Consider the following 25,422-nt stretch of genomic DNA (forward strand, 5'->3'; position numbering starts at 1 on the left):
GCGTACGCGATGCTGTCCGGCGGCACCGAGCGACGGACGGACCTGGAATGACCATCGCGGCACCACCCACCCGGCGGGACATCGCCTACCGGGGTTTCCACCTGCCGGCCGACGGCGCGTTCGACAGCGACGAGGGCGGTGTCGACGGGCGGCGCACCTGGACGTCGCCTCCGGTGCCGGTGGGCTTCGCCGTCGCCGAGGTGGTGCCGTCCTGGACCGCCGACACCCCCGACGGCTGCTGGATCGAGGTCGAGCTGCGCGGCTGGCACGACGACGCCCCCGCCACCGGCTGGTACCAGCTGGCCCGCTGGGCGGCCGACGACCGGGCGGTACAACGCACCTCGGTACCCGGGCAGCGCGACGGCGACGCCGCTGTCGACACCGACACCCTGATCGTGAACGGGGCGACGGTCACCGGCTGGCAGGCGCGGGTGACAGTGTGCCAACCGACCGGCAGCCCGAGCGGCCCGGTGCTGCGCAGTTTCGGCGCTGTCGCCACCGGCCCCGCACTGACCGGCCCGACCGACGCGCCAGCGCCCGCCTCGTCCGCTGCCCGCGGGCGGGTGCTGGAGGTCCCCCGTTACTCGCAGCGGCTGCACGCCGGCCAGTACCCGCAGTGGGGCGGGGGCGGCGACTCCTGGTGCAGCCCCACCTGCACCTCAATGGTGCTCGCCTACTGGGGTCTCGGGCCGACGGAGGAGCACTACGCCTGGGTGGAGCCGCCCGGCCCGCGCCCGGTGGTGGTGCACGCCGCCCGGCACTGCTACGACCACGCGTACGCCGGGGCCGGCAACTGGCCGTTCAACACCGCCTACGCCGGTCGGTTCGGGGTGGACGCGTTCGTCACCCGGCTCCGGTCCCTGGCCGAGGCGGAGGCGTTCGTCGCGGCCGGCATCCCGCTGATCGTGTCCGCCGCGTTCCGCGCCGACGAGGTGCCCGGGCTTGCCTACGACACCCGGGGGCACCTCATGGTCCTGGTCGGCTTCACCGCCGACGGCGACCCGGTGCTCAACGACCCGTACGCCCCGGACGACGACGCGGTCCGCCGTACCGTGCCCCGGCAGCGGTTCGAGGCGGTCTGGCAGCGCGGCAGCGGCGGCGTGGCGTACGTGCTGCGGCCCCCGTCGGTGCCGCTGCCCCCGCCGCCCGCCCAGGCGAACTGGTAGTCAGTCGGGCAACTGCCACAGCCGGTACGTGCCGTCGGGGTTCACGCACAGCAGGCGACGGTCGATCACCTGACACTCCCCGGTGGCATCGCGCATCACGTCGAGGACGCGTACCTCCCCGGCCAGGACGTCCAGCTCGCCGACGAGCACCCCGCCGTCGGGATGCTTACGGGTGCCGATCAGCAGGCCGCCCTGGCGCAGTTGGTACAGGTCCCACCGGCCCAGGTCGGCCACCTCCTGACCGGTGAGCGCGTCGAGCGCAACGAAATGCTCGGGCGAGTCCCCGCCGCCCAGCACGTTGGCCAGCAGCCGATCCCCGGTCGCCCACGCCCACCCCCAGCGACTGCTGCGCCAGCGCACCTCGCCGGTGGCCGGGTCGAGCGCCTGCAACGCGTTGGAACCGGTGCGCAGACACAGGACGAGGCCGCAGTCCAGCGCGAAGTCGACGGTCACGTTCGGGCGGATCCAGCGCCGGTCGAGCTGGTCCAGGCCGTACGCGGTGACAGTGCCCGAGCCTCGGTCGATGACCAGCAGGAGGTCGTCCAACACCTCCAGCCCGAATCGCCCACCGTCAGCTGGTAGCAGGTCGGCACGGGCCAGCACGATTCCGGTGGTCGCGTCGCGTACCTCGACCGGCCCGTCCGTCGGGCTGAGGATCAGCCGATCCACCCCACGCTCGGTCTCGCGCGGGCTGATTCCGGCTGTGGTGGCGGGCAACTGCCAGCGCACGGTGCCGCAGCAGGGGTCGACCACCCGCAGGACGCTCGGCTCGCTCTCGCCGCCGGAGCGCAGCAGCAGGTTGCCGTCGACCAGTCGGTTGGCGCTCCCCGGTTGCTGCCACCGGTACGCACCGGTCGCCCGGTCCAGCGCGATTGTCGTCGTGTCCCGGCCCTGCGGGCCGATCTCGTACCCGGTGAGGATCAGCAGCTCACCCAGCGGGAAGATCCCCCAGTACCGGGCCTCCGCCGACAGTGGCAGCTGCCAGACCGGCTCGCCGCCGGGCAGCCGATACGCCGCCAGTCGTCGCTGTTGCGGATTGGACGTGCTGGTCGGCTCGATGACCACGGCGAGGTCGCCGTCGACGAGCACGTCGGCCCCGGACCGCACCGGTAGCGTCACCACGGCCCGCCGGGGCGGCGGTGCGCCGGCGGCGGCGAGCGTGAGCAGCGCAAGCAGCGCGAGCAGCGCGGCACGCAATTGCCGACCGTCTGCGCGGGGTGGGCGGGGCAACGGGTCCGGGTCCGGGCCGTGCCGCAGCACACCGAGGTCGATCACCGAGTCGCTCACCGGGTCAACCGCCACAGCGCGGTGGTGCCGTCGAGACGCTGACAGAGCAGCATCGGCAGGGACGCCTGGCAGCTGCCGGCGATGGCCGGCAACACGTCGACGATCCGCGACCGGCGGGCGACGAGATCCAGCTCGGCGACGACCACCCGCCCGTCGTCACCCGGCCGCACCCCGACCAGGGGGGTGCCCGGCCCGAGCACCTGCATCAGAGCCCACTCACCCAACCCGGTGCGCACCTGACCGGTCGCCGCATCCCACACCTCGTACCCTCGGCCGGGCTTGGCCATCAGCAGCTGACCCTGCCGAACGTCCGCCAGGATGTCCGGACCGGAGTCCGACCACCGTACGACGCCGGTGGCCGGATCGAGCACCTGGAGGCCACCGGTCTGCGGTACCGCGCAGAGCAGACCGGCGCAGCTGACCACGTAGGAGATCAACAGCACCTCGGCCGTCCACAGTGGCTCCAGCTCGGTCAGCCCGTAGCCCACCAGCCGGGTGCTGCCGGGTGGGACGACCAGCACCAGGTCGTCGACGACCTGTGCCCGCTGGTACGCCTCCCGGTCACCGGGCAGCGTGTCGACGCTGCGAAGCAGGCGGCCCGTGCCGGCGTCGTGCACCTGCACCTCGCCGGTCGCCAGGAGCAGCACGAACCTGTCGACCAGGCCTTCCTGGAGGTGGTAGGAGTGGTTGGCGGCCGCGGGGATCGGCACGGACCAGAGCACACGGCCGGTGTCGGGCTCGATCCGGTTCAGCGCGCCCGACCCGTCGTCCCGGACGTCGGTCAGCAGCAGGCCGTCGTCGGCGGTCGGTTGGGGCGCCCCGGGAAGCTGCCAGCGTTGCTCGCCCGAACCGATGTCGAAGGCGATCGTCTGGAACACCCGGCCCGGAGCGTTGACCGCCATCGCCAACACCAGCCCCTGCTCGACCCGGACGTCGAGGTAGTCACCGAGGCGGGCCAGCGGGGCCTGCCACCGTCGGCGCACACCGGTGCGGGTCGGGGACGGCTGGGCGTACGCGGTCAGGTACCGGTCGCCCTCGGGTGCCGGCGGGTCGACCACGAAGACGCTGTCCCCGCCGAGGTAGGCAGTGGACGTCGGCGACGCCGGCACCACGCTCACCGCCCGCCGCGGCTGCGGTGTCGCAGCGCTCAGCATCACCAGGGCGAGGACCAGCACCGCCGCGCTGCGCAGCGGTCGACCGGCGGCGCGCGGTCGACGAGCCACAGGCGTCGACGCGGGCTCGTCCCGAACCTCGCCCAGCTCGATGATCGACAACGATCGTCCTTCCGTCACCGATGGGTCACCGTCCGGCAAACCGGCCGTGGGTGCACCGGGCCGGCAAAAGCGACGGAACCGCGCCTGTACGATGGCCCGTCGTGGCCGTGCCGGTGGTAGACCCTTCGCTGAATTCCCTGACCGACGCCGACCCGGCCGAGGCCGAGTCGACTCGACGGCCTCGACGCCGCCCGGCCCGAGCCGACCTGTTGGCCCTCGGAGCCTATGTGCTGCTGGGCATATTCGTCTGCCTCAACTACTGGGGTGACATCAACGGCCGGGTCTCCTCGCACCTGCCCACCGACCACAGCTGGTTCGAATGGCTGTTCGCGCACGGCGCGTACTCGGTGCGGCACCTGGAGAACCCGCTGTTCACGGCCCGGCAGAACGCCCCGGACGGGGTGAACATGATCGCCAACACCTCGCTGCTCGGGGTGACCCTGCCGCTGGCCCCGCTGACCATGTTGCTCGGCCCCCAGGTGATGTACGCGCTCTACCTGGGTGGGGCGCTGGCCGCCACCGCCGGCACCGGCTACTGGATGCTCTCCCGCCACCTGGTGCGCTCGCGCGCGGCGGCCTTCGTCGGCGGCGCGTTCCTCGGCTTCGCGCCGGGAATCATCCACCACGCCAACGGCCAACCCAACTTCGTGTCCAACTTCCTGCTGCCGCTGATCGTGGTGCGGGTGCTGCGCCTCGGTGAGCCGGGTCGGTGGCGGCGCAACGGGCTCGTGCTCGGCGCGCTGGTGACGTACCAGATCTTCATCAACGAGGAGATGCTGCTCCTCACCGCCCTGGCCTGCCTGGTCATCGTGCTGGCGTACGCCGTGCAGCGCCCGGCCGCCACCCGGGCCGCCGCCGGCACGTTCCTGGCCGGGCTCGGCGTCGCCGGCGGACTGGCCCTGGCGCTCGCGGCGTACCCGATCTGGTTCCAGTTCAACGGCCCCCAGTCCTACCGGGGCCTACAGGGTGGCGTCTTCCACAACTGGGGTGAGGACCTGGTCGCCTTCGTCACCTTCGCCCGCGACACCTGGGCCGGCGACCCGGCGGTGGAGAAGACGATCGGGCTGACCGAGCAGAACACCTGGTTCGGCTGGCCGCTGGTGCTGCTCTCGGTGGTCGCCCTCGTGCTGCTCGTCCGCCGCTCACTTCCCGCGCGGATCGCCGCGGTGCTGATCGTCGTCTTCACCGTGGCCTCGATCGGGCCACGGGTCCGGTTCAACGGCGTGGAGACGGGCGTGCTTGGCCCGTGGTCGTACGTGTCGGACGACCTTCCGCTGGTCGAGATGATGATGCCGACCCGGTTGACGCTGGTGGTGGGCGCCGCGGTGGGCGTACTCCTCGCGCTCGCCTGGGACGCCGCGCACCGCCAGGGACGGCCGGTGGTCGACCAGCCGCGGGTGCCGGCGCAGCGCACGGGCGACGCGGCCCCGGCGGTCGCCGACGAGCCGGCGGCGACGGACGATCCCGCGCCCGTCGCGGCGCGTCGTCGCTGGCTGCGCCCGGTGGGGTACGCGGCGGTCGCCCTCGCCGTGCTGCCGCTCTTCCCCCGGCCGCTGCCCGCCCAGCAGATCGACCCGCCACCGCACTTCATCACCGCGGGTGGCTGGCGGCCGTACGTGCCGGCGGGCCGGACCCTGGTGCCGGTGCCGATCCCGAGCAACGTTCACGGCCTTCCGACGTTGCGCTGGAGCGCGCTGACCGGGCAGGAGTTCCCCATCCCGGGCGGCTACTTCATCGGCCCGAACGAGGTCGGCGAAGGCGTCTTCGGCGCGCCGAACCGGCCCACCAGCACGCTCATCTACTCCACGATGGACAAGGACGCCGTCCCGGCGCTCACCGACGAGAACCGCCGTCAAGCCGTCGAGGACCTGCGGTTCTGGCGGGCGTCAGTGGTGGTGCTCGGTGCGCACCCCGACGAGGCGGTGCTACGCGAGCTGGTCACCGGTCTGATCGGGCCGCCGCAGCGCGTCGACGACGTCTGGGTCTGGGACGTCCGCGCCCTGGTGGGCTGATCAGCCGACCTGGTCCCGGACGTCCCACACCCAACCGCCGTCCACCGGGCGGCCCGGGCCGAGCAGGTCGTCGACGGTGCGACGGACCGGGTCGCCGTTCGTCAACGGGCCGAGCACCACCACGGCGGCCCGCCAGTGCCGCAGGTCCTCGACCGCGCTGCGGCGGTCGGCGTCGGTCAGCACCGGCACCGCACCGGTCTCCGCCACCCGCCGCAGCAGCACGGACGTGGGGCGGTCCGGCGCGCCCCAGCGGGCGGCCGGGTCGTCCGGGCCGCTCGGACCGATGAAGTAGCCGCCCGGCGCGCTGAACGCCAGGCCGGTGCGGGCGGACCAGAGCATCACCGGGCTGCGCGCCGCACCGGTGACCGGGGGTACGGCGACCACCGTCCGGCCCGGCGGCACCAGGGGCCGCCACCCGCCGTCCGCGACGAACCCCGGCACCGGCATGACCGGTACCACCCGGATCGGCGTCGGCACCAGCGGCAGCAACGCGGCGGCCACCGCTCCGGCCCACAGCAACCGCACCGGCACCCCGGCGACGGCCGACAGCTTGCGCGCCGCCCACACCCGGTCCACGGAGAGCGCCACCAGCACCCCCAGCACCGGTACGCAGACCAGCGCGAACCGGGCCGGCACCGCGAGGTCGAGCAGGGGCAGCCCAGCGACCAGGCGGTACGGCCCGGGGATACCGGTGGCGGTGCCGTCGACCCGCACCTCGACGCCGAGGGAGAGCAGCGCGAACACCAGCCCACAGCCGGCCAGAGCGCGGACCAACGGCCGCCGCCACAGCCAGACCACGATCACCACGGCGAGCACCAGCAAGCCGGGGCCGAAGAAGGAGTTCTCCTCGGTCGGGTTCGGCGAGAGCAACCCCGGCAACCAGTCGTCACCGAGGACGGTCTGCCGTGCCGACGCGGTGAACGACGCGGCGTCCAACTGGAACGCATGCGCGGCGAACGCCATCCCGGCGTAGTGCTGCGGGCCATAGAACTGGAACCACAGGGGGTACGCGAGCAGCACGCCCGCCACCCCGGCAGCCACCGCCAGCCGGCCGAACAGGGCCGGCGCGAGCCGCCGGGCGGCCACCCGGTCGGCGAGCGCGTAGCCGAGCGCGAACACGCCGGCCGCGAGCGCCAGGAAGACCAGCGCCTCCTCGCCGATGAAGACCTGCCAGACGAGCAGCAGCCCGAGGACCACTCCGGGTCGCCACACTCCGGCGAGTCGGTGCGCCGCCTCCGGGGCGGGCCGGAACACCAGGGCGAGGATCGCGGGCACCAGGAACTGCGCGGCGATGTGCAGGTGCGCGCCCGCCTGGGCGATCATGCCCGGAGCGAAACCGCAGATCAGGCCACCGACCGCGGCTGCGGACCGGGTGGTGACCAGGCGGCGGCGCAGCAACGCGTACCAGGCCGCGGCCGTGCCGGCGAGGCAGCAGACGACCGCCACGCAGAACGCGACCTGCGAGCCGAAGAGCAGAGTCACCGGGGTCAACGGGACACCCAGACCGAGCACCGAGGTGTTCGCCATCAGGTTCACCCCGTCGGGGGCGTTCAACCCGGCACTGAAGAGCGGGTTATGCCCGTCGACGACGGCGTGCGCCGCGTGGGCCAGCATCCACTCGAAGAGGATCTGGTCGCCCGCCTGGTGGAACAGCCGCCACGGGTGCCCCCACTGGGCGCTGGTCAGCACGACCGCCAGGGCCAGGTAACCGGCCACCACCAGCAGGTCCCGGAGCCGGCCCGCACGGGAGGGGCGGACCGTCGGCGGGGGCGACGTGGTCGGGGACGTCGTCCCGGTGGTCATCAGACCGAACGGTCGGTCAGCGCCCGGACGTCCCACACCCAGACGTCCAACTCCTGGCGGCCGGGGCCGACCAGGTCCTCGACGGCACGTCGCAGCGGTTCGGAGTTCTGCTGACGGACCGGGAGCACCAGGATCGCGGCCCGCCAGTGGCGCAGTTCGTCGCTGAAGCGGCGGCGCTGCCGGTCGTCGAGCTTCGGCGTACGCCCGGTGGTCGCCACCTCCTCCAGCATCTGACCCACACCGCTGGGTCGACCGCCGAACCGGCCCGCGTCACCGGTGTTGCCGTTGCGGGGGGCGAGGAAGTAACCGCCGGGGATCTTGAAGTCGAGGTTCGTGGCCGCCGCCCAGCGCATGCCGTGCGTGTTGCCCATGCTGGGCACCGGGATCGGCACCAGCGTCTGGTCCGGCCCGACGTACGCCCGCCAGCGGTCGGCAGTGATGAAGTCCGGCACCGGCGGTCGGGAGACCATCCGCAGCGGCATCGGAGCGATCGGCAGCAGCGCGAACGCCAGGCCGGCGGCGGTGAGCGTCCGTACGGTTCTCCGCTCGGCCGGGCGCAGCGCCCAGGCCCGCTCGACGGCGAGCGCGAGCAGCAACCCGATCACCACGCTGGTGATCAGACCGAACCGGGTGGGCACCACCGCGTCCAGCAGGGGCAGGTGGACCAGCCACTGCCACGGCCCGGTGAACAACTCCCGGTCCCACCAGGAGACCCGCTCGCCGAGGGAGAGCACGGCGAAGAACACGCCGGTCGCCGCGAGCGCCCGCACGATCAACTCCCGGCGCAGCCAGACCACGATGCCGATGGCGATCAGGGACAGGCTCCAGCCGAAGAAGGCGTTCTCCTCGGAGTAGTTCGGCGCCAGGTTGATGTTGGCCCGCTGGTTGCCGCCGAGGGTGGGCGAGCCCTGGGCGAAGAACGCGGCGATGTCGTTGCCGTAGTCCCGCACCGCGTCGCTGAGCCCGTGGTACGCCATCGGCCCGGCGAACTGCACGTACAGCGGATACGCCAGCAGCGCCCCGGCCAGCAGCGCGCAGGTCACCACGCCGGCGCCGAGCGGTCGCCACGCCGCCCGCCAGCGGGCCGGCTCCTGAGCGAGCACCGCCAGCAGGAACACCCCGCAGGCCAGGGCCGTGAAGAGCAGGATCTCCTCGTTGATGAACGCCTGCGCGGTGACCAGCAGGGCGAGCAACGCCCCGTCCCGGATCGGCCGACGGGACCGGGTGAGGACCAGCACGCGCCAGACGATGAACGGCAGCAGGAACTGGCTGATGATGTTCGGGTGCCAACTCGCGTGCGACAGCATCGCGGGCGAGAAACCGCAGAACCAGCCGCCCACCGCCGCCGCGAGCGGGGTACGCACCAGGTGGCGGGAGAGCATGAGGTACCAGGCCATCGCGGTGCCGGCGAGGCCGAGCGTCACCAGCACCACAAAGGAGACCGCCGGCCCGAAGAGCAGCGTCACCGGGACCATCGGAATGCCCAGCGCCAGCACGGCCGTGTTGGCCATCAGGTTGACGCCGTCCGGATAGTTGAACTGCTCGGTGTAGAACGGGTACTCGCCGTGCAGCACCACGCGTACCGAGTGGGCGAGGAAGAACTGCACCTGGGCCGGGTCACCGGTGTAGAGCGAGGCCACCCGACCGGACGGGTCCAGCCAGATCCGGCTGGTGACCCAGAGTGCGGCGAGCAGGAACAACCCGCCCACCGCGAGGTGCTGCCTCCGCCGGGGAAGACGATGCCACCACCGCCTGGTCGGTGCCGCCTCCGCGTCGTCGGCAGCCGTCTCGGGCTCGACCGGTGCCGCGTCCTGAGCCGGCTCGACCGGCTCTTCCGGCTCGACCGGCATGTCCGGCACGTCCGGCTCGATGGGCGTCTTGGTGGGGGCCGGTGCGGCGGCCTCGGCTGGGGCGACGGGTGCGCCGCCGGCAGTGCCCTGGGAGTCGGCCGGGGCGGTGGACCTTCCGGTCAGGGCGGCGGGGCCGGCGAGGATGCCGACCGGTGTGCGATAGCTCACCAGTTCGTCGGGGCCGGCTGCGGCCTCCGGGTGCGGCGCGGACAGGGCGCGGGACTCGGCAGGCGTCACAGTCGGCGGAGTCTACCGGAGCAACGAAAACGCACTAAAGCCCCGGTGTGGTCCAATGTGGTGAGTGCAGCGGCGGGCAACTGGGGCCTCGCGTCGGACATCTCGTACTATGGCGCTTTCCGACAGCGACGGTGAGGCGATCGGGGGCGGGCCAGGTGACTCCAGGCCGTCGGTACGGCAGGGCGCTCCCCGTCCTGCTCAGCGCACTGCTGGCCAGCACGGCCTGCGGTCCTGTGGCCGAGAGGAAGTCGCAGGACCTGCGGGTCGGGTACGACAGCCTGGACGGGTCGTTGGCCGTGTGGCCGCCCCGGGGCGACCTGTCGACTGACGCCACGGCGACGACAGCTGTCACCCGGGCCGTCCGCGACTGGCGCTCACCGGACGACGACCGGGCGCACCTGCCCTCGTCCGGCATCCTCTTCTCCGGTCGGGTCGACGGCGCCCCGGTGGCTCTCGTCGCCGCCGACGTGCCCGGCGAGAGCGCCTCCTGGCTGCTGCAACTCACCCGCGACGGCGACCGCTACGCGGTGACCCGCGCCACCGAGTACACCGACCCGGGTTACCTCGTCTACTCCGACGTGCTGCCCGTGCAGACCGCCGCCGGCCGGCGCTACCTGGTCTCCGCCCGGGTGCAGACGCTGGTCGGGCCACAGGATCGGACGTTGACCGTCACGGACGGCCTCAGCGCGCCGGTGGACGTGCCGTCGTGCACGGCGGTCGGGGTGACAGCGACCCTGCGCACCACCGAGTCGCTGCCTCGGGGGCGGGCCGCGGACCGGCTGCTCGACCTGGGCACCGGCACCGTCGATCCGCGCTATCCGCTGGTCCGCGACGAGTCGGGCACGGGACGGCGGGCACTCACCGGCCTGGACACCTGCGTGCTGGCCGGCGACCGGGGTCCGTTCGGCAGCATCCCCCGCCGGATCGGCGACCGGGACGCGCCGCGTTCGGTGCCGACGTCCTGGCCGATGGCGAAGCTCACCGTCCGCTCGCTCGGCGAGGTCGCCCTCGGAGGTGGCGAGGCGGCCGAGTTGCAGCAGCTCAGCTGGGACACCGACGCCGGCGCGATGACCGCGGTGGTCTACCGGCCGGCCGACGGAGGCGCCCCCGTCGTCTCGCCCGCCGACCGGGCCACCCCGTTGCAGGCGTACCAACTGCCGGTACCCGGTCAACCGCTGGTGGTGCTCAGTTGGCGGCCCACCCGGGACAGCTCCCTGTCCGTGCCGCCGGGGACTCCCCTGCTGGTCGAACGACCCGGTCTGGCGGTCGTCCCCAGCCCGTCCCGTTCCCAGACCTACAGCCTCGCCAACACCGACAAGACCCACTACCGCTCAATAGAACCAGCCAACTGACCCACCCCGACCCGCACAACGCGACGGCGGGCGTCCCCGGGAGGGGGCGCCCGCCGTCGTTGTCGGGTCAGTTCTGCGCGGCCGCGTCGCTCGGCGTGAGGCGGTCCGGCGTGGCGTCCAGGCCGGAGATCCAACCGGTGACGTCGCGGGCCACGTCCTGGGCGGTCAGGCCCAGGTCGGCGAGGATCTGCGCCCGCGTGCCGTGCGGGTGCCAGTCGGCCGGTACGCCCAGGTCCTTGAGCGGCACCCGGACGTCGGCGTCGCGCATCGCCTGGGCGAGCGCGTCGCCCACCCCGCCGACCCGCACGCCGTCCTCCACGCTGACCACGAGCCGGTGCCGGGCGGCCAGGTCAACCAGCTCCGCCGGGACCGGACGCACCCAGCGCGGGTCGACGACGGTGACTCCGTAGCCCTGCTCGGCGACCCGGGCGGCCACCTCCATGCCCAGCTGGCCGAACGAGCCGACGGCGACCAGCAGCACGTCGGTACGCGCCGACTCGGCCAGCACGTCGACGGTGCCGACCCGGCGCAGCGCCGGAAGGTCCGCGGCGACCGAACCGGTCGGGAAGCGCAGCACTGTGGGGCCGTTGTCGACGGCCATCGCCTCGCGCAGCTCCTCCCGCAGCGTGGCGGCGTCGCGGGGGGCGGCGATCCGCAGACCGGGCACCACCCCGAAGACCGACATGTCCCAGATGCCGTAGTGGCTGGGACCGTCCGGGCCGGTGATGCCGGCCCGGTCCAGCACGAAGGTCACCGGCAGCTTGTGCATCGCCACGTCCAGCAGGACCTGGTCGAACGCGCGGTTGAGGAAGGTGGCGTAGACCGCGACCACGGGGTGCAGACCACCGAGCGCCAGCCCGGCCGCCGAGGTGGCGGCGTGCTGCTCGGCGATGCCCACGTCGTACACCCGCTCGGGGTACTTGCGGGCCAGCTTCGCGATGCCGGTCGGCTCGGCCATGGCGGCGGTGATGCCCACCACGTCCGGGCGCTCGTCGGCGATGGCCAGCAGCTCGTCGGCGAAGACGTGCGTCCACTTCACCGACGGCGCGGCCAGCAGGGCGCCGGTCTCGACGTCGAAGGCGCTGCTCGGGCCGTGCAGGCAGTCCGCGTCGTCCTCCTCGGCCGGACGGTAGCCGTAGCCCTTGCGGGTGACCGCGTGCACGATCACCGGGCCGCCGAAGTTCTTCGCCGCGCGCAGCGCCGCCTCGACCGCCGCCACGTCGTGCCCGTCCACGGGGCCGACGTACTTGATGCCGAGGTCCTCGAACATGGCCTGCGGCGCGACGGCGTCCTTGATGCCCTTCTTGACCGCGTGCAGCACCTCGTACATCGGCTTGCCGACCAGCGGGGTGGAGCCGAGCGCGTCCTTGACCGTGTCGAGCACCTTCTCGTAGCCCGGGTTGAGCCGCAGCGAGGAGAGGTGGTCGGCCAGCCCGCCGATGGTGGGCGAGTAGGAACGGCCGTTGTCGTTGACCACGATCACCAGCGAGTTGCCGGCGGTGGCGATGTTGTTCAGCGCCTCCCAGCACATGCCGCCGGTGAGCGCGCCGTCGCCGACCACGGCCACGACGCTGCGCTGCTCACCCCGCAGGGCGTACGCCTTGGCCAGGCCGTCGGCGTAGGAGAGCGCGGTGGAGGCGTGCGAGTTCTCGATGAGGTCGTGCTCACTCTCGGCCTGGCTGGGGTAGCCGGAGAGGCCACCGCGCTGGCGGAGCTTGTCGAAGCCGGCCTGACGCCCGGTGAGGATCTTGTGCACGTACGCCTGGTGGCCGGTGTCGAACAGGAGCCGGTCCCGGGGCGAGTCGAAGACGCGGTGCATGGCCAGCGTCAGCTCGACCACACCGAGGTTGGGCCCGACGTGCCCACCGGTGCGGGAGACCTTGGCGATCAGGAAGTCCCGGATCTCGGCCGCGAGGACGTCCAGCTCCTCGCCGGACATCCGCTTGACGTCCTGCGGACCGCGTACCGTCCCGAGCAGCCGGCCGTGGTTGGCCGTGTCCTCTTCAACACTCATGACCGGAGAGTCTATCGGCCCTGTGGTACTCCGCAGCCCGGGCCGAGCCCGGCGCACCCGCGGCCGCGAGCTGAGCGCCTGATCAGGGCCGGATCCGCAGCCGCCGGGGCGGCTCGGTCGGGCGGCCCGGGTACGCCGGCCCGGCGGGTGTCCACGACCCGAGCACCGCACCCCGGGTGGCACCGGTCACCGACGGGATCGACCCGGGCAGCCCGTGCCAGGACAGCCAACCCAGCAGCGCGAAGGCGTACGCCTCCTTGGCCTGCGCGGGTACGCCCAACTCGTCGGTGCCGCGCAGCTGCCACCGGCCCTCGCCGAGGGCGGCGAGCCGCCGCAGCAGGGTGGGGTTGCGCACACCACCGCCGGCGGCGATCACCTCGGCCACGCCGTGCCTGTCGCACTCGGCGGCCACCACCCGTGCGGTCAGTTCGGTCAGCGTGGCCAGCAGGTCGTCCACCGGCACGGGCGTACCGAGCGCGGTGAGGTGCCGGTCCAGGTAGCCGGCGTGGAACAGCTCCTTGCCGGTGGACTTGGGCGGCGCCGCCGCGTAGTACGGCTCGGCCAGCAGCGCGGCGAGCAACCCGGGGTGCACCCGACCGGCCGCGGCCCGCGCGCCGTCGACGTCGCACGGTTGGCCGAGGAAACGCCGGGCGGCAGCGTCCAGCAGGGCGTTGGCGGGGCCCACGTCGTACCCGAGGACCGGAGCGCCCGGGGCGACCACTGTGAGGTTGGCGATGCCGCCGAGGTTCAGCGCCGCGCGCGGCCCGGCGGCGGCGTCGAGCAGCAACGCGTCGAAGGCCGGCACCAGCGGCGCGCCCTGCCCGCCGACGGCGATGTCCGCCGAGCGCAGATCACTGAGCACGGGTACGCCGACCCGGGCGGCCACCCGGGCCACCGCGCCCAGTTGCAGAGTGCCCAGGGCCACCCCGTCGGCGACCCAGTGGAACACCGTCTGACCGGGTGAGACCACCGCGTCGGCCCGCCCACCGGCCAGTTCCAGGCCGACCGCCGCCGCGTCGGCGAACACCTCGCCGAGGCGGTTGTCGAGCCGGCAGACCGCCTCGACGGTCGTGGTCGCCGGGGGCAGCAGCGCCGCGATCTCGGCGCGCAACTCCTCGTCGTAGTCCAGGCCACGGTGCCCCAACGGCCGCAGCCAGAGGGTGTCCCCCTCGACCTCGAACTCCGCCGCGACGACGTCCACCCCGTCGTACGACGTCCCGGACATCAACCCGACGATCTTCATCGGGCCAGGCTAGTCAGGCGGTCGGCGGGAGCAGCAACCCCACCTGCTCGACGTGCTGCGTCATCGGGAACAGGTCGAAGCCCCGCAACGCGGCCAACCGCCAGCCCAACCCTGCGAAGGTACGCACGTCCCTGGCGAACGCCGCCGGGTCGCAGGCCACGTACGCGATCGCGCGCGGGCCGGCGGCGGCCAGGGCGCGGACCACCGGGGCGCCGGCCCCGGAGCGCGGCGGGTCGAGCACCACCACGTCGACCGGGCCGGTGATCCGCCGACGGGCCAGCGCGGTCTCCACCCGGGCCGACACGACCTCGACGGCGGGCAGGTCGGCGAGGTTCTCCCGGGCTGCGGCGACACCCTGCCCCGCCGCCTCGACCAGTGTCACCCGGCCGGTCGCACCGACCCGCTCGGCCAACCCGGCGGCGAACAGCCCCGCGCCGCCGTACAGGTCCCACGCGATCTCGCCCGGCTGCGGGTCCAGCAGGTCCAGCACCGCGGTGGAGAGGGTGCTCGCCGCGGCCGGGTGCACCTGCCAGAACGCGGACGCGGGCAGCGTCCAGTCCCGTCCGGCGGCCACCTCGCGGACCTCGGCCGGCCCGCTCACCGGGGCGGGTACGCCCGCACGGATCTCCGTGACGGTCACGTCGCCGCCGGTGCTGGCGACGGTCTCCACCGCCTCGGCGGCCGACCAGCGCGCGCCGGTCGGGGTGAGCACCGGCAACTGCTGGATGGCCGGGTGGGCGATCCGGCAGCGGTCGATGGGCACCACCTCGTGCGAACGGTGCTTGAGCAGACCGGCCCGGTCCGCGGCGTCCACGGCGTAGCGGACCCGGGAGCGCCAGCCGAGCAGCCCGCCGGGCAACGCCTGGACCCGGACGTCGAGCCGGTCCAGCTCGACGTCGGTCAGCCCGCCGAGGCGGACCAACTGTTCGCGCACCACGGCGGTCTTCCAGGCCAGTTGCGCGTCCGGGGCGACGTGTTGCAGGTCGCAGCCACCACAGGCACCCGGTTTCGCGTACGGGCAGGGCGGCTCGACCCGATCCGGTGAGGGGTCCAGCACTGTCACCGCATCGGCCCGGACGAACCCGCGGTGCACCTCGGTCACCTCGGCGATCACCCGTTCACCGGGCAGCGCGTGCCGGACGAAGACCACCTGCCCGTCCACCCGGGCCACGCAGTGCCCGCCGGGGGCGACCGCGTCGACGGTCAGCTCGACCCGCTCCGCCTCGGCCAGTCCACGCTCGCTGGGCTCAGTCACGGCCACTGCCTCCCGTTCCGCCGCCCGCCGGGCCGCCCTCGCCGGGCGGGGCGGAGACCGGCGCCGCCGAGACCGGCGGCGGGTCGGAGACCGGCGGCACCGTGCCGCGTGGCCCGCGTGCCGGTGTCCGCGACAGCGTGGCGTCGAGCCGGTCCAGGTTCTTGCTCGCCGTCGACGCCAGCTGCCACGGCACACTGACCACCATCACCCCCGGCTCGAAGAGCAGCCGGCCCTTGAGGCGCAGTGCGCTCTGGTTGTGCAGCAGGTTCTCCCACCAGCGGCCGACCACGTACTCGGGGATGAAGACGGTGACCACGTCCCGGGGTGACTTACGGCGGGTGGAGGCCACGAAGTCCAGGATCGGCCGGGTGATCTCCCGGTACGGCGAGTCGATCACGGTGAGCGGGATGGCCATCTCCCGCCGCTCCCAGTCGGCCTGCAGGTCCCGGGTGTCGTTCTCGTCCACGTTCACGGTGACGGCGGTCAGCGTGTCCGGCCGGGTGGCCCGGGCGTAGGCGATCGCCCGCAGCGTCGGCTGGTGCAGCTTGCTGACCAGCACGATCGCGTGGTTGCGGGCGGGCAGCACGGCCCGGCCCTCGTCCGGCGGGGTCAGCTCGACGGCGATCCGGTCGTAGTGCCGGCGGATGGCGAGCATCAGCACGTAGATCACCGCCATCGCGGCGATCGCGATCCACGCTCCGAGCAGGAACTTCGTGATCAGGACGATCACCAGCACCGTACCGGTCAGACCCGCGCCGAAGGTGTTGATCGCCCGGGAGCGATACATCCGGCGGCGCGCCTCCGGGTCCCGCTCGGTACGCAGACGCCGGTTCCAGTGCCGGATCATGCCGGCCTGGGAGACGGTGAACGAGACGAAGACCCCGACGATGTAGAGCTGGATCAGCTTCGTCACCTCGGCCTGGAAGCCGACGATCAGCACGATCGCGAAGAGGGCGAGGAAGCTGATGCCGTTGGAGAAGGCCAGCCGGTCGCCCCGGGTGTGGAACTGGCGGGGCAGGTAACGGTCCTGGGCGAGGATCGAGCCGAGCACCGGGAACCCGTTGAACGCGGTGTTCGCGGCCAGGAAGAGGATCAGGGCGGTCATTCCGGCCACCACGTAGAGCAGGATCGAGCCGGAGCCGAAGACCGTCTCGCCGAGCTGGGTGGTGACCGTCTTCTGCACGTACCCGTCGGGGCCGGAGATGATCTGGAGACCCGGGTCCTCGACGAACTGCAGGTGGGTCAGCCGGGCCAGCCAGATGATCCCGACCAGCATGCTCACCGAGATGGTGCCGAGCAGCAGCAGGGTGGTCGCGGCGTTGCGGCTCTTCGGCGCCTTGAACGCCGGCACTCCGTTGGAGATCGCCTCCACACCGGTGAGCGCGGCGGCACCCGAGCTGAACGTCCGCAGCAGCAGGAAGACGAGCGCGAAACCGGTCACGCTGTGCTCGGCCTGGATCACCAGGTCGGCGCTCGGCGCGCGGAGCTCGTCGCCCAGCACGAACACCCGGAACAGCCCGGTGAACAGCATCCCACCCATCACGATCACGAAGCCGTAGGTGGGGATGGCGAACGCGGTGCCCGACTCGCGCAGACCGCGCAGGTTGACAGCGGTCAACAGCACCACCGCGCTCACCGCGATCAGGACCTTGTGGGTCGCCACGAACGGCACCACCGAGCCGAGGTTGGCCACCCCGGAGGAGACCGACACCGCCACCGTGAGCACGTAGTCGACAAGCAGCGCGCTGGCCACCCCGACGCCGAACTTCGGGCCAAGGTTGACAGTGGCCACCTCGTAGTCGCCGCCACCGGAGGGGTAGGCGTGGACGTTCTGCCGGTAGCTCGCCACCACGGTGAGCATCACCACGACCACCGCAAGGGCGATCCATGGCGAGAACACGTACGCGGAGGCCCCGGCGATGGAGAGGGTCAGCAGGATCTCGTCGGGCGCGTACGCGACGCTGGACAGCGCGTCGGAGGCGAACACGGGCAGCGCGATGCGCTTCGGCAGGAGGGTGTGCTGGAGCCGGTCGGACCTGAACGGTCGACCGAGGAGAAGTCGCTTCACCAGCGAGGTGGGACTGGCCACGAACGCCAAGAGTACGACCACCACGGCGGGAACGCGGGGGTGGGCGATCACCGCTGCCCGCGACGACGGGGTACGGTCGGTCCCCGCTCCCCACCGGAACGTGGCAGGCTCGCACTCGGAGGGCCACCGGCAGCGGGGGCGGTACGCACCTTGGGAGGGACAGCGTGCACGTCGTGATCATGGGATGTGGCCGGGTCGGGTCGACCCTCGCCCACAGCCTGGAGTCCCGAGGGCACTCGGTGGCGGTGATCGACCAGGACGCCGACGCCTTCCGCCGGCTCGGCCCCGACTTCGCCGGGATCACGGTGACCGGGGCGGGCTTCGACGGCGAGGTGCTCCGACAGGCCGGCATCGAGCGCGCGGACGCCTTCGCGGCCGTGTCCAGCGGCGACAACTCCAACATCATCTCGGCCCGGTTGGCGCGCGAGACGTTCGGCGTGTCCCGGGTCGCCGCCCGCATCTACGACCAGCGCCGTGCGCAGGTCTACGAGCGGCTGGGCATTCCCACCGTCGCGACGGTGCGCTGGACGGCCGACCGGATGCTCCGGCACCTGGTGCCGGAGGGCAACGTGGAGATCTTCCGTGACCCCACCAGCACGGTGTCGATCGTCGAGGTGCCGGTGCACAAGGACTGGATCGGCCGGTCGGTGCGCAACCTGGAGGACGCGGCCGGCGCCCGGGTGGCCTACCTGATCCGCTTCGGCATCGGCACGCTGCCCACCGGCTCCACCGTCGTGCAGGAGGGTGACCAGGTGTTCATGCTGGTCAGCGATGACATCGTGGCGACGGTCACGTCGGTGGCGGCGGCGCCGCCGGAAGGGGGGCACTGAGCCATGCGGGTCGCCATCGCGGGCGCGGGCAACGTGGGCCGCTCGATCGCCCAGGAGCTGATCGACAACGGCCACCAGGTGATGCTGATCGAACGCCAACCCAAGATGCTGCGCCCGGACCGGGTGCCGGCCGCCGAGTGGGTCCTTGCCGACGCGTGCGAGGTGGCGAGCCTGGAGGAGGCCAACGTCGCGGGCTGCGACGTGGTGGTCGCGGCGACCGGCGACGACAAGACCAACCTGGTGCTGTCGTTGTTGGCCAAGACCGAGTTCGCGGTGCCCCGCGTGGTCGCCCGGGTCAACCGGGCCGAGAACGAGTGGCTGTTCACCGAGCAGTGGGGCGTCGACGTCGCGGTGAGCAAGCCGCGGGTGATGGCCGCGCTGGTCGAGGAGGCGGTGACCGTCGGCGACCTGGTCCGGCTGATGACCTTCCGCCAGGGTGAGGCCAACCTGGTCGAGATCACTCTGCCGCCGACCGCGCCGTACGTCGGTCAGCCCATCCACGCCGTGCCACTGCCCCGCGACGCCGCACTGGTGGCGATCCTGCGCGGTAAGCGGGTCCTGGTGCCCAGCCCGGACGACCCGATCGAGGCCGGCGACGAACTGATCTTCGTCTGCACCGCCGAGGTGGAGGACCAGGTCCGCGTGGTGATCCTCGGGCCGGACAGCGTCGAACGGACCCGCAGCTCCCGCTGACCCGACAGGCAGCCGTCCCCGGCTGCCCCGCCGCGCTCAGGCGCCGGGCACCGGGGTCGGCGGAGCCTCCCGGGTGACCCGGCGGACCGTCCAGACCGTGATCAGCAGCAGCAGCGCGTACGGCGGGTAGCCCAGCGCCAGCCGGGCCACGCCCAGCGCGGTGTCCTGGTGGGCCAGGTAGAGCCCGGCCTGCACGCCCACCTTGGCCAGCCAGACCACCCCCCACAGCACGGTGAGCTGGGTGAAGGTGCGCACCAGCTTCGGGTCGGCCCGCCACTCCGAGCGGCCCTTCGCGACCAGCACCGACCAGATCCAGCCGACCAGGGGCTGCCGGATCGCCGCCGAGATCAACAGGGCGATGCCGTACCCGATGCCGTACAGGATGCCGGGAAGGTAGAAGTCACGCTCGTCGCCGGTGCGCCAGGCGATGGCCGCGCCCACGCCGACGCCGAACAGACCGTTGACGGCGTGCCGGATCGGCCGACGCTGGGCCAGCCGCACCCCGGCGATCAGCAGCGCGACGGAGACCGAGGCGATCACCGCAGGCCGCAACTCGCCGATGATGTTGGCGAGGACGAAGACCACGACCGGGATGCTCGACTCGACCAGGCCCCGCCAGCCGCCGAGCTGGTCGGCCATCTGCTCGGCGATCGTCGGCAGCGGCTCGTCCTGCGGGTCGATCTCCGGCTGCGCCGCCCGGTCCTGTCCCGTCGTCATCGCCGGCCTTCCGTCCGCAGCGCCGTCACTTCGGCGAGTCCAGCTCGTAGTAGGGGTTGTAGATGACCTTGCGGTCGTCGCGGACGGCCACCCGACCACGGGCGGTCAGGTGCCGACCCGGCTCGATCCCGGCGATGTGCCGTCGGCCCAACCAGACCAGGGTCACCACGTCGGTGCCGTCGTACAGGTCGGCTTCGAGGGTGGGCAGATTGGTGCGCGGCGTGTAGACCACGGTGCGCAGCCGGCCGGCGACCGACACCAACTGGCCCCGGGAGCACATCTGGGCCGGGATGCCGCCGCACTCGGCGCTCTCCCGACGCAGCTCCTGGGCGTCGATCTCGGCTTCGCTGGCGGTGAACCGTTGCAGAAGTCGCCGCAGCGACACCCTGCCCTCGTCGGTCATCATGACCTCCGCGTCACCCTCTCCACGCTCGCCGTCCCCGGCCGGCACCGGCGGCGCCGGAACCGTGCCGCCAGCGTACGCCGACGAGGCCGGTTCCGGCGTGCCGGTGGGCGCGGGGTCAGACCTGGCGCGGCTCGGCGACAGCGTCGCCCGCCTGGTCGGCGGCCTGGTCGGCGACCTCCCGGGGCAGGCGCAGCGGCAGCGGCTCGCGGACCGGCTTCGCCTCCTGGCCACGGTCGACCACCAGGCCGTCGAGGCACTCCACGAGCGGCCCGGCCAGGGCCGGGTCGGTGGCCACCGGGCCCTGGAACACGCCGCGGACCATCCAGCGCGGCCCGTCGACGCCGACGAATCGCAGGTTCGTCGGGCCGTCCGGGGTACGCACCTGGGCGTGCAGCTCCGGGCCGTACTCGCCGTCGACCTCCTGCGCGCTCGCGCCGTCGCGCAGCAGCGACTGGCGGATCTCCTCGCGCACCTCGTCCCAGATCCCCTCGGACCGGGGGGCGGCGAACACGCCCAACTGGAGGGCGTTGTCGCCGTGCACCAGCACGACCTGCTGGATCACGCCCTGCGGGTCGGCCTGCACCCGCACCTCGACGTCGGCGATCGCCGGGATGTGCAGGCTGCCCAGATCGAGCCGCTGCACATCGTCGTAGCTCTCGGAGATGTCGTACGGGCCGCGCTCCAACGACGGCGCCGCATCGCCCTGGTCCGGGACCTGGGTGGCCCGCTCGTCACGGGTCTGCCGCTCGGCATCGGCCCGCTTTCGGGAGAAGATCACTGCGCCCACCCTCCGCTGTTCACACTCACCCTGCCATCTCTTCCGTCTGCCCGCGGCCCGGCTCGTCCGGCCGCCGCTCGACCCGGTCCTGGCCCGTCGGCGACGGCACCAGCCCAGCGTGCCCGCCGGTGGAACCGTGCCCGCCGGTGCCACGCCGGGATGCGGGCAGCTCGACCACCGGCTCGAACCGCGCCCGCGCGACCTGTTGGATCACGAGCTGTGCGATCCGGTCGCCGCGGGAGATCTTCGCCGGCACATCCCGATCATGGTTGATCAGGTTGACCAGAATCTCACCCCGGTAGCCGGCGTCGACCGTACCGGGCGCGTTGAGCACCGTCACGCCGAGCCTGGCCGCCAAACCGGAACGGGGGTGGACCAGACCCACGTACCCCTCCGGCAACGCGATGGCCACACCGGTGGGCACCAGGGCGCGGCCGCCGGGTGGCAGCTCCACGTCCGCGGCCGCCACCAGGTCGGCCCCGGCGTCGCCGGGGTGGGCGTACGTGGGCAGCGGCAGCTCGGAGTCGAGCAGCTGCACGGGCACGGGTACGACGTCGGTCACGGGTCCCCTCTTCCGTCCGGTTCTCGGGGTGACCCTGCCATCCTGCCGGTTCGTCGAGCCGCCGTGCGCCGTACCCTCGCAGGAGTGAGCATGTCGCCCTCTCCGTCCGCCGATCAGCCGCCGGTCGACGCCCGCACGGCGTACACCGAACGGCTGGACCTGCCCTGGTGGCTGTGGCTGGCCGGGCTGGTGGCCGCCGCGCTGCTGGCCGTCGAGATCTGGATGGGCGCCCCCGGCGTCCGCTCCTGGCTGCCGTTCGCCGTGCTGCTGCCACTCACCGCGGTCGGGTTGTGGTGGCTGGGCCGGATCCGGGTCGCGGTCGTCGGCTCCGAGCTGCGGGTGGACGACGCCCGCCTGCCGGTCCGCTTCGTGGCCGACGTGGTGCCGCTGGACGTGGCCGGCCGTCGTGAGGTGCTCGGGGTCGGCGCGGACCCGCTCGCGTTCGTGGTGCAGCGCCCGTGGATCGGCGGCGCCGTGCAGGTGGTGCTCGACGACCCGGCCGACCCGACCCCGTTCTGGGTGGTGAGCACGCGGCATCCCGTCGAGCTGGCCGAGGCCGTGCTGGCCGCGCGGGACGCGCTGGCGTTCTCCGGCCCGGCCAACGAGCAGGGCTGACCCGACCCGCTCAGGTGCCCGTCGGTGGGCCCGGCAGGGCAGTCGGTGGCGCGGGCCGGGCGATGCCCCGCCGCCGCAGGTCCACCTGAAGCTGCTCGGCCATCTGCTGGGTGGCCCGCCGGTTGAGGAAGCTCGCCACCGCCGCGCCGGTCAGGAACGGCCCGAGTGTGGTCAGGTTGCGCCCGAACCGTCGCAGCAGCATCTCCCGCAGCTCCTTGCGCGCCGCGGTGCCGAGCACCGCGCCCACTCCGACGCCGGGCACCATCGGGTTGACCCCCCGCTGGGTGGCCCAGGAGTGCACCAGGGCGACCGCCCGCTGGCTGCCGGCGTCCGGCAGCGCCACCCCGTGGATCTCGTGCAGCTCGCCGACCAGTTTCAGCTCCACCGCCACCACGGCGACGGTCTCGGCGGCGAGCAGCACCGGCGCGGAGAGCAGGGTCGGTGCGACAGTCCACTCGACGGCGGCGACTCCCCCTCCGGCCGCGCCGATCGCAGCGGTGGTCCGGGACGCGTTACGGACGAGCCGGTCGGCCAGGGCCGCGTCGTCCAGACCGGGAAAATGCCGACGCAGGGTGTCCAGGTCGCGTACCGGGACGTGCGGGGCGATCTCGGCGACGGTGTCGACCATCCAGCGTACGGCGGCACGCGGCTTGAACAGGTCGGAGATGCCCCGCGCGCGGGCCTGCCCGACCATCCGGGTCAGCAGTTGACGGCGTCGGGCCGGTGCGATGTCGTCCGCGGTCAACGCCGCGACGGTGGCACCGAGGTCGTCCGCGCCGCCGGCACCGAGGTCGCCCGCGCTGCCGTCGGTGGTGCCGCCTCGATCGCTCATCGGACCTCCCGGTGCTGTGGGTACCCGTTACGAGTCAAGCAGGTACCCACCGGTGGCGCATGCCTACACCGGCAGCGGCGGCCCCGTTCAGGAGGCCGCCGCCGATGTCGTGATTGTCAGACGCACTCGCGGCAGATCAACTCGCCGTTTCGCTCGACTGCCAGCTGGCTACGGTGGTGGACCAGGAAGCAGCGGGCGCACCGGAACTCGTCCTGCTGCATCGGAAGCACCTTGACCGTGAGCTCCTCGTCGGCCAGATCGGCACCAGGCAGCTCGAAGCTCTCGGCGACCTCGGCCTCGTCGACGTCCACCGCGCCCGACTGTGAGTCGACGCGCCGTGCCTTGAGCTCTTCCAGGCTGTCCTCGCCGAGGTCGACCTCGTCGCGACGCGGGGCGTCGTAGTCGGTGGCCATCGGTTTCACTCTCCCATATCGATGTTGTCGCTTCCGGTTGTAACGCCGGACGACGCTGTTTCGGTTCCGCTGGCCGGCCACCACTTGTGTCGGGCACCCGACCCGAGGACCGAACGGGTCGAGCTCGCTGGGGCGACTCCCCTGCGAGCGCGGAACCTTACCCCCCCCTTGGGCGAGGCATGTATACCGCCCTTGCGGCTGAGATGTACGCCCCCGCACGCGAAGTTGTTCCCAATGTGATTCAGGCGACACGAAGATAGGGGTAGTAGTACCCGGTTCGCGGTCGGCGCGCCGGCATGTCGGGCTGTTTCCACGCGACGGCCGGACAACCGTTAACCTCAGCGGCGTATTCGACGGCCGGCGGCCAGTCCGATCGCTGCCGGCCGCCGTCATCCACCTGAGGTCCCGGGAGTGCTCAGATGAGTTTTGCGCGGGTGCGAGCACTCGTCGTCGTCGGCCTGCTGGGGGTGCTGGCTCTGGCATTCGTGGTGACCGCGATCATCCGGGACACCCAGGGGAAGGCCGGCACGGCCGAGGGCTGCCCGGAGGGTTGGCCGCTGGCCGACGTGACTCTGCACGAGCCCAAGGACGTCAAGATCAACGTGTTCAACGCGACCGACGAGCCCGGCCGGGCCGGCACCGTCGCGGACGACTTCCGCAACCGCAAGTTCCAGGTCAAGAAGGTCGGCAACGAACGCAAGGGGATCGACGACGTGGCGGTGCTGCGGTACGGCCCGAAGGGTGTCGGCTCCGCGCACCTGCTCCAGGCGTACTTCCTGAACAACGCCGTGCCGGGCTACGACCCGAAGCGCACCGACGACACCGTGGACGTGGTGCTGGGCAGCGGCTTCCAGCAGCTCGCCACCACGACCGAGGTCAACCAGTCCCTGGGCGACATCGGCGCGCCCCGCGCACCCAAGGGCTCCTGCCCCTCCCCGGTCGCCAAGTGACGGCCGGGCCGGTCTGACCAGCCGGTCAGGGGCCACCTGCGGCGTCCAGCTTCGCGAGCCGGTCGTGCAGCGGCCCGAAGAGCGCCGGCGGGGCCGCGACGACCAGGTCCGGCCCCGGCGGCGCACCGGACAGGCCGCCGACCCGCACCCCCGCCTCCGCGGCCACCAGCCCGCCCGCCGCCAGGTCCCAGGCCGCGAGGCCCTTTTCGAAGTACGCGTCGAGCCGGCCCTCCGCGACCAGACACAGGTCCAGGGCGGCGGCACCCAACCGGCGGATGTCCCGTACGTGAGCGATCAGCCCGGCGACCACCTGGCCCTGGTGCGCGCGACGACCGGCGTCGTATCCGAAGCCGGTGCCGACCAGCGCCTGCCCCAGATCGACCTCGCCGGAGCAACGCAACCGGACACCGTCGCGCCAGGCCCCGCCCCCGACCGTGGCTGTCCACTCCTCGCCGGTGTGCACGTTGCGCACCACCCCGGCGACCACCACCCCGTCCACCTCGGCCGCCAACGACACCGCGCTGTGCGGCAGCCCGTAGAGGTAGTTGACGGTCCCGTCGATCGGATCGACGATCCATCGCACCCCGCCCGGGGCGACCGGCCCGGTGTCGCGGGTACCGTATTCCTCGCCGAGCACCGCGTCGTCGGGTCGCAACTCCCGCAACGCGTCCAGCACCTGCCGCTCGACCGCCCGGTCGGCCGCGGTGACCACGTCGGTGACGGTGCTCTTGGTCGCCGCCACGGAAACACCCTCGACCCGCATCCGGTACGCGGTGGCCGCCGCGTCCCGGGCGACGCCGAGCGCGACCGCCAGAAGTTCCCGAGGTGACGGCGCCGAACGGTCCATCCCAACGTCCCCTTCCCGCACGACCGGGGCGTTCGGGGCCCCGCGCGAGTATCATCCTTACAAAGTCCACATCAGCGCCGAATCGGCGGTCCTACTGCCGTTACGCAGTGCGGCGCAGGATGATCGCCGCAGACGGCGTTACAATTCACCCCTGCCCACGCGCCACGGACCGCCGACCACCGGCCGGCCCGAGACAC

At 72.8% G+C, this 25,422-nt stretch carries 22 protein-coding genes; 7 read left to right on the forward strand and 15 right to left on the reverse strand.

Annotated features, from left to right (window positions below):
• Positions 1-47: 47 nt before the first annotated feature.
• Entirely contained in the window at positions 48-1,166 is a 1,119-nt protein-coding gene (locus FHU34_RS26150; protein WP_145784882.1) for a peptidase C39 family protein, read from the forward strand.
• On the opposite strand, the gene FHU34_RS26155 is transcribed toward FHU34_RS26150, so the two are convergent.
• Together FHU34_RS26155 and FHU34_RS26160 are read right to left on the reverse strand one after the other, a co-directional pair.
• Entirely contained in the window at positions 1,167-2,453 is a 1,287-nt protein-coding gene (locus tag FHU34_RS26155; protein ID WP_167524906.1) for an outer membrane protein assembly factor BamB family protein, read from the reverse strand.
• Positions 2,450-3,745: an outer membrane protein assembly factor BamB family protein gene (locus FHU34_RS26160; protein WP_167524907.1), complete on the reverse strand. Its 1,296-nt coding sequence runs from the start codon at positions 3,743-3,745 to the stop codon at positions 2,450-2,452. The genes FHU34_RS26155 and FHU34_RS26160 overlap by 4 nt, the downstream gene beginning before the upstream one ends.
• Before the next feature lie 83 nt (positions 3,746-3,828).
• Here FHU34_RS26160 and FHU34_RS26165 point away from each other — a divergent pair, with 83 nt between their 5' ends.
• The gene (locus FHU34_RS26165; RefSeq protein ID WP_145784885.1) at positions 3,829-5,739 is read left to right on the forward strand and encodes a DUF6311 domain-containing protein; all 1,911 of its coding nucleotides are present in this window, start codon (positions 3,829-3,831) and stop codon (positions 5,737-5,739) included.
• Here FHU34_RS26165 and FHU34_RS26170 read toward each other — a convergent pair whose 3' ends face one another.
• Together FHU34_RS26170 and FHU34_RS26175 are read right to left on the reverse strand one after the other, a co-directional pair.
• The gene (locus FHU34_RS26170) at positions 5,740-7,542 is read right to left on the reverse strand and encodes a DUF6311 domain-containing protein (protein WP_244311837.1); all 1,803 of its coding nucleotides are present in this window, start codon (positions 7,540-7,542) and stop codon (positions 5,740-5,742) included.
• Entirely contained in the window at positions 7,542-9,392 is a 1,851-nt protein-coding gene (locus tag FHU34_RS26175; RefSeq protein ID WP_425280586.1) for a DUF6311 domain-containing protein, read from the reverse strand. The genes FHU34_RS26170 and FHU34_RS26175 overlap by 1 nt, the downstream gene beginning before the upstream one ends.
• Before the next feature lie 392 nt (positions 9,393-9,784).
• Here FHU34_RS26175 and FHU34_RS26180 point away from each other — a divergent pair, with 392 nt between their 5' ends.
• Positions 9,785-10,981 (forward strand): hypothetical protein, encoded by a 1,197-nt coding sequence (locus tag FHU34_RS26180; protein ID WP_145784887.1) that lies wholly within the window; start codon positions 9,785-9,787, stop codon positions 10,979-10,981.
• Between the two features lie 67 nt (positions 10,982-11,048).
• Here FHU34_RS26180 and dxs read toward each other — a convergent pair whose 3' ends face one another.
• The 4 genes from dxs to FHU34_RS26200 all read right to left on the reverse strand — a co-directional run bounded on the left by dxs (position 11,049) and on the right by FHU34_RS26200 (position 17,582).
• Positions 11,049-12,995, reverse strand: coding sequence for a 1-deoxy-D-xylulose-5-phosphate synthase (gene dxs / locus FHU34_RS26185; RefSeq protein ID WP_088990859.1), 1,947 nt, complete (start codon positions 12,993-12,995; stop codon positions 11,049-11,051).
• A gap of 82 nt (positions 12,996-13,077) precedes the next feature.
• Entirely contained in the window at positions 13,078-14,238 is a 1,161-nt protein-coding gene (locus tag FHU34_RS26190; protein ID WP_145784888.1) for an anhydro-N-acetylmuramic acid kinase, read from the reverse strand.
• A gap of 13 nt (positions 14,239-14,251) precedes the next feature.
• Positions 14,252-15,499, reverse strand: a complete 1,248-nt coding sequence (locus FHU34_RS26195; protein WP_425280552.1) for a class I SAM-dependent RNA methyltransferase — start codon at positions 15,497-15,499, stop codon at positions 14,252-14,254.
• Positions 15,486-17,582, reverse strand: a complete 2,097-nt coding sequence (locus FHU34_RS26200; protein ID WP_145784890.1) for an APC family permease — start codon at positions 17,580-17,582, stop codon at positions 15,486-15,488. The genes FHU34_RS26195 and FHU34_RS26200 overlap by 14 nt, the downstream gene beginning before the upstream one ends.
• Positions 17,583-17,746: 164 nt before the next feature.
• On the opposite strand from FHU34_RS26200, the gene FHU34_RS26205 reads away from it, so the two are divergent.
• Both FHU34_RS26205 and FHU34_RS26210 read left to right on the forward strand, forming a co-directional pair.
• Entirely contained in the window at positions 17,747-18,412 is a 666-nt protein-coding gene (locus FHU34_RS26205) for a potassium channel family protein (RefSeq protein ID WP_145784891.1), read from the forward strand.
• Between the two features lie 3 nt (positions 18,413-18,415).
• Positions 18,416-19,105, forward strand: coding sequence for a potassium channel family protein (locus FHU34_RS26210; protein WP_088990863.1), 690 nt, complete (start codon positions 18,416-18,418; stop codon positions 19,103-19,105).
• Positions 19,106-19,141: 36 nt separating this feature from the next.
• Here the strand turns inward: FHU34_RS26210 and FHU34_RS26215 are convergent, their stop codons facing one another.
• From FHU34_RS26215 to dut, 4 genes are all read right to left on the reverse strand, one after another.
• Complete coding sequence (locus tag FHU34_RS26215; RefSeq protein ID WP_145784892.1) at positions 19,142-19,822, reverse strand: DUF3159 domain-containing protein; 681 nt, start codon at positions 19,820-19,822, stop codon at positions 19,142-19,144.
• Between the two features lie 25 nt (positions 19,823-19,847).
• Entirely contained in the window at positions 19,848-20,228 is a 381-nt protein-coding gene (locus FHU34_RS26220; protein ID WP_145784893.1) for an OB-fold nucleic acid binding domain-containing protein, read from the reverse strand.
• Between the two features lie 115 nt (positions 20,229-20,343).
• On the reverse strand, positions 20,344-21,006 hold the full coding sequence (locus tag FHU34_RS26225) for a DUF3710 domain-containing protein (RefSeq protein WP_145784894.1): 663 nt from the start codon (positions 21,004-21,006) through the stop codon (positions 20,344-20,346).
• Positions 21,007-21,031: 25 nt separating this feature from the next.
• Positions 21,032-21,568, reverse strand: a complete 537-nt coding sequence (gene dut / locus FHU34_RS26230; RefSeq protein ID WP_145784895.1) for a dUTP diphosphatase — start codon at positions 21,566-21,568, stop codon at positions 21,032-21,034.
• A gap of 84 nt (positions 21,569-21,652) precedes the next feature.
• Here dut and FHU34_RS26235 point away from each other — a divergent pair, with 84 nt between their 5' ends.
• Positions 21,653-22,183, forward strand: a complete 531-nt coding sequence (locus FHU34_RS26235; protein WP_423436821.1) for a DUF3093 domain-containing protein — start codon at positions 21,653-21,655, stop codon at positions 22,181-22,183.
• A 10-nt stretch (positions 22,184-22,193) separates the two neighbouring features.
• Here the strand turns inward: FHU34_RS26235 and FHU34_RS26240 are convergent, their stop codons facing one another.
• Positions 22,194-23,015 (reverse strand): hypothetical protein, encoded by an 822-nt coding sequence (locus FHU34_RS26240; RefSeq protein WP_145784897.1) that lies wholly within the window; start codon positions 23,013-23,015, stop codon positions 22,194-22,196.
• Between the two features lie 116 nt (positions 23,016-23,131).
• A complete protein-coding gene (locus FHU34_RS26245; protein WP_007075406.1) occupies positions 23,132-23,428 on the reverse strand; it encodes a DUF4193 domain-containing protein in 297 nt (98 codons plus the stop codon).
• Positions 23,429-23,862: 434 nt separating this feature from the next.
• Here FHU34_RS26245 and FHU34_RS26250 point away from each other — a divergent pair, with 434 nt between their 5' ends.
• Complete coding sequence (locus tag FHU34_RS26250) at positions 23,863-24,378, forward strand: LytR C-terminal domain-containing protein (RefSeq protein WP_208745210.1); 516 nt, start codon at positions 23,863-23,865, stop codon at positions 24,376-24,378.
• A 25-nt stretch (positions 24,379-24,403) separates the two neighbouring features.
• On the opposite strand, the gene FHU34_RS26255 is transcribed toward FHU34_RS26250, so the two are convergent.
• Positions 24,404-25,225, reverse strand: coding sequence for an inositol monophosphatase family protein (locus FHU34_RS26255; protein ID WP_145784899.1), 822 nt, complete (start codon positions 25,223-25,225; stop codon positions 24,404-24,406).
• Positions 25,226-25,422: the final 197 nt, after the last annotated feature.

The sequence above is a fragment of the Micromonospora taraxaci genome (assembly GCF_007830095.1).
GTDB lineage: Bacteria > Actinomycetota > Actinomycetes > Mycobacteriales > Micromonosporaceae > Micromonospora > Micromonospora taraxaci.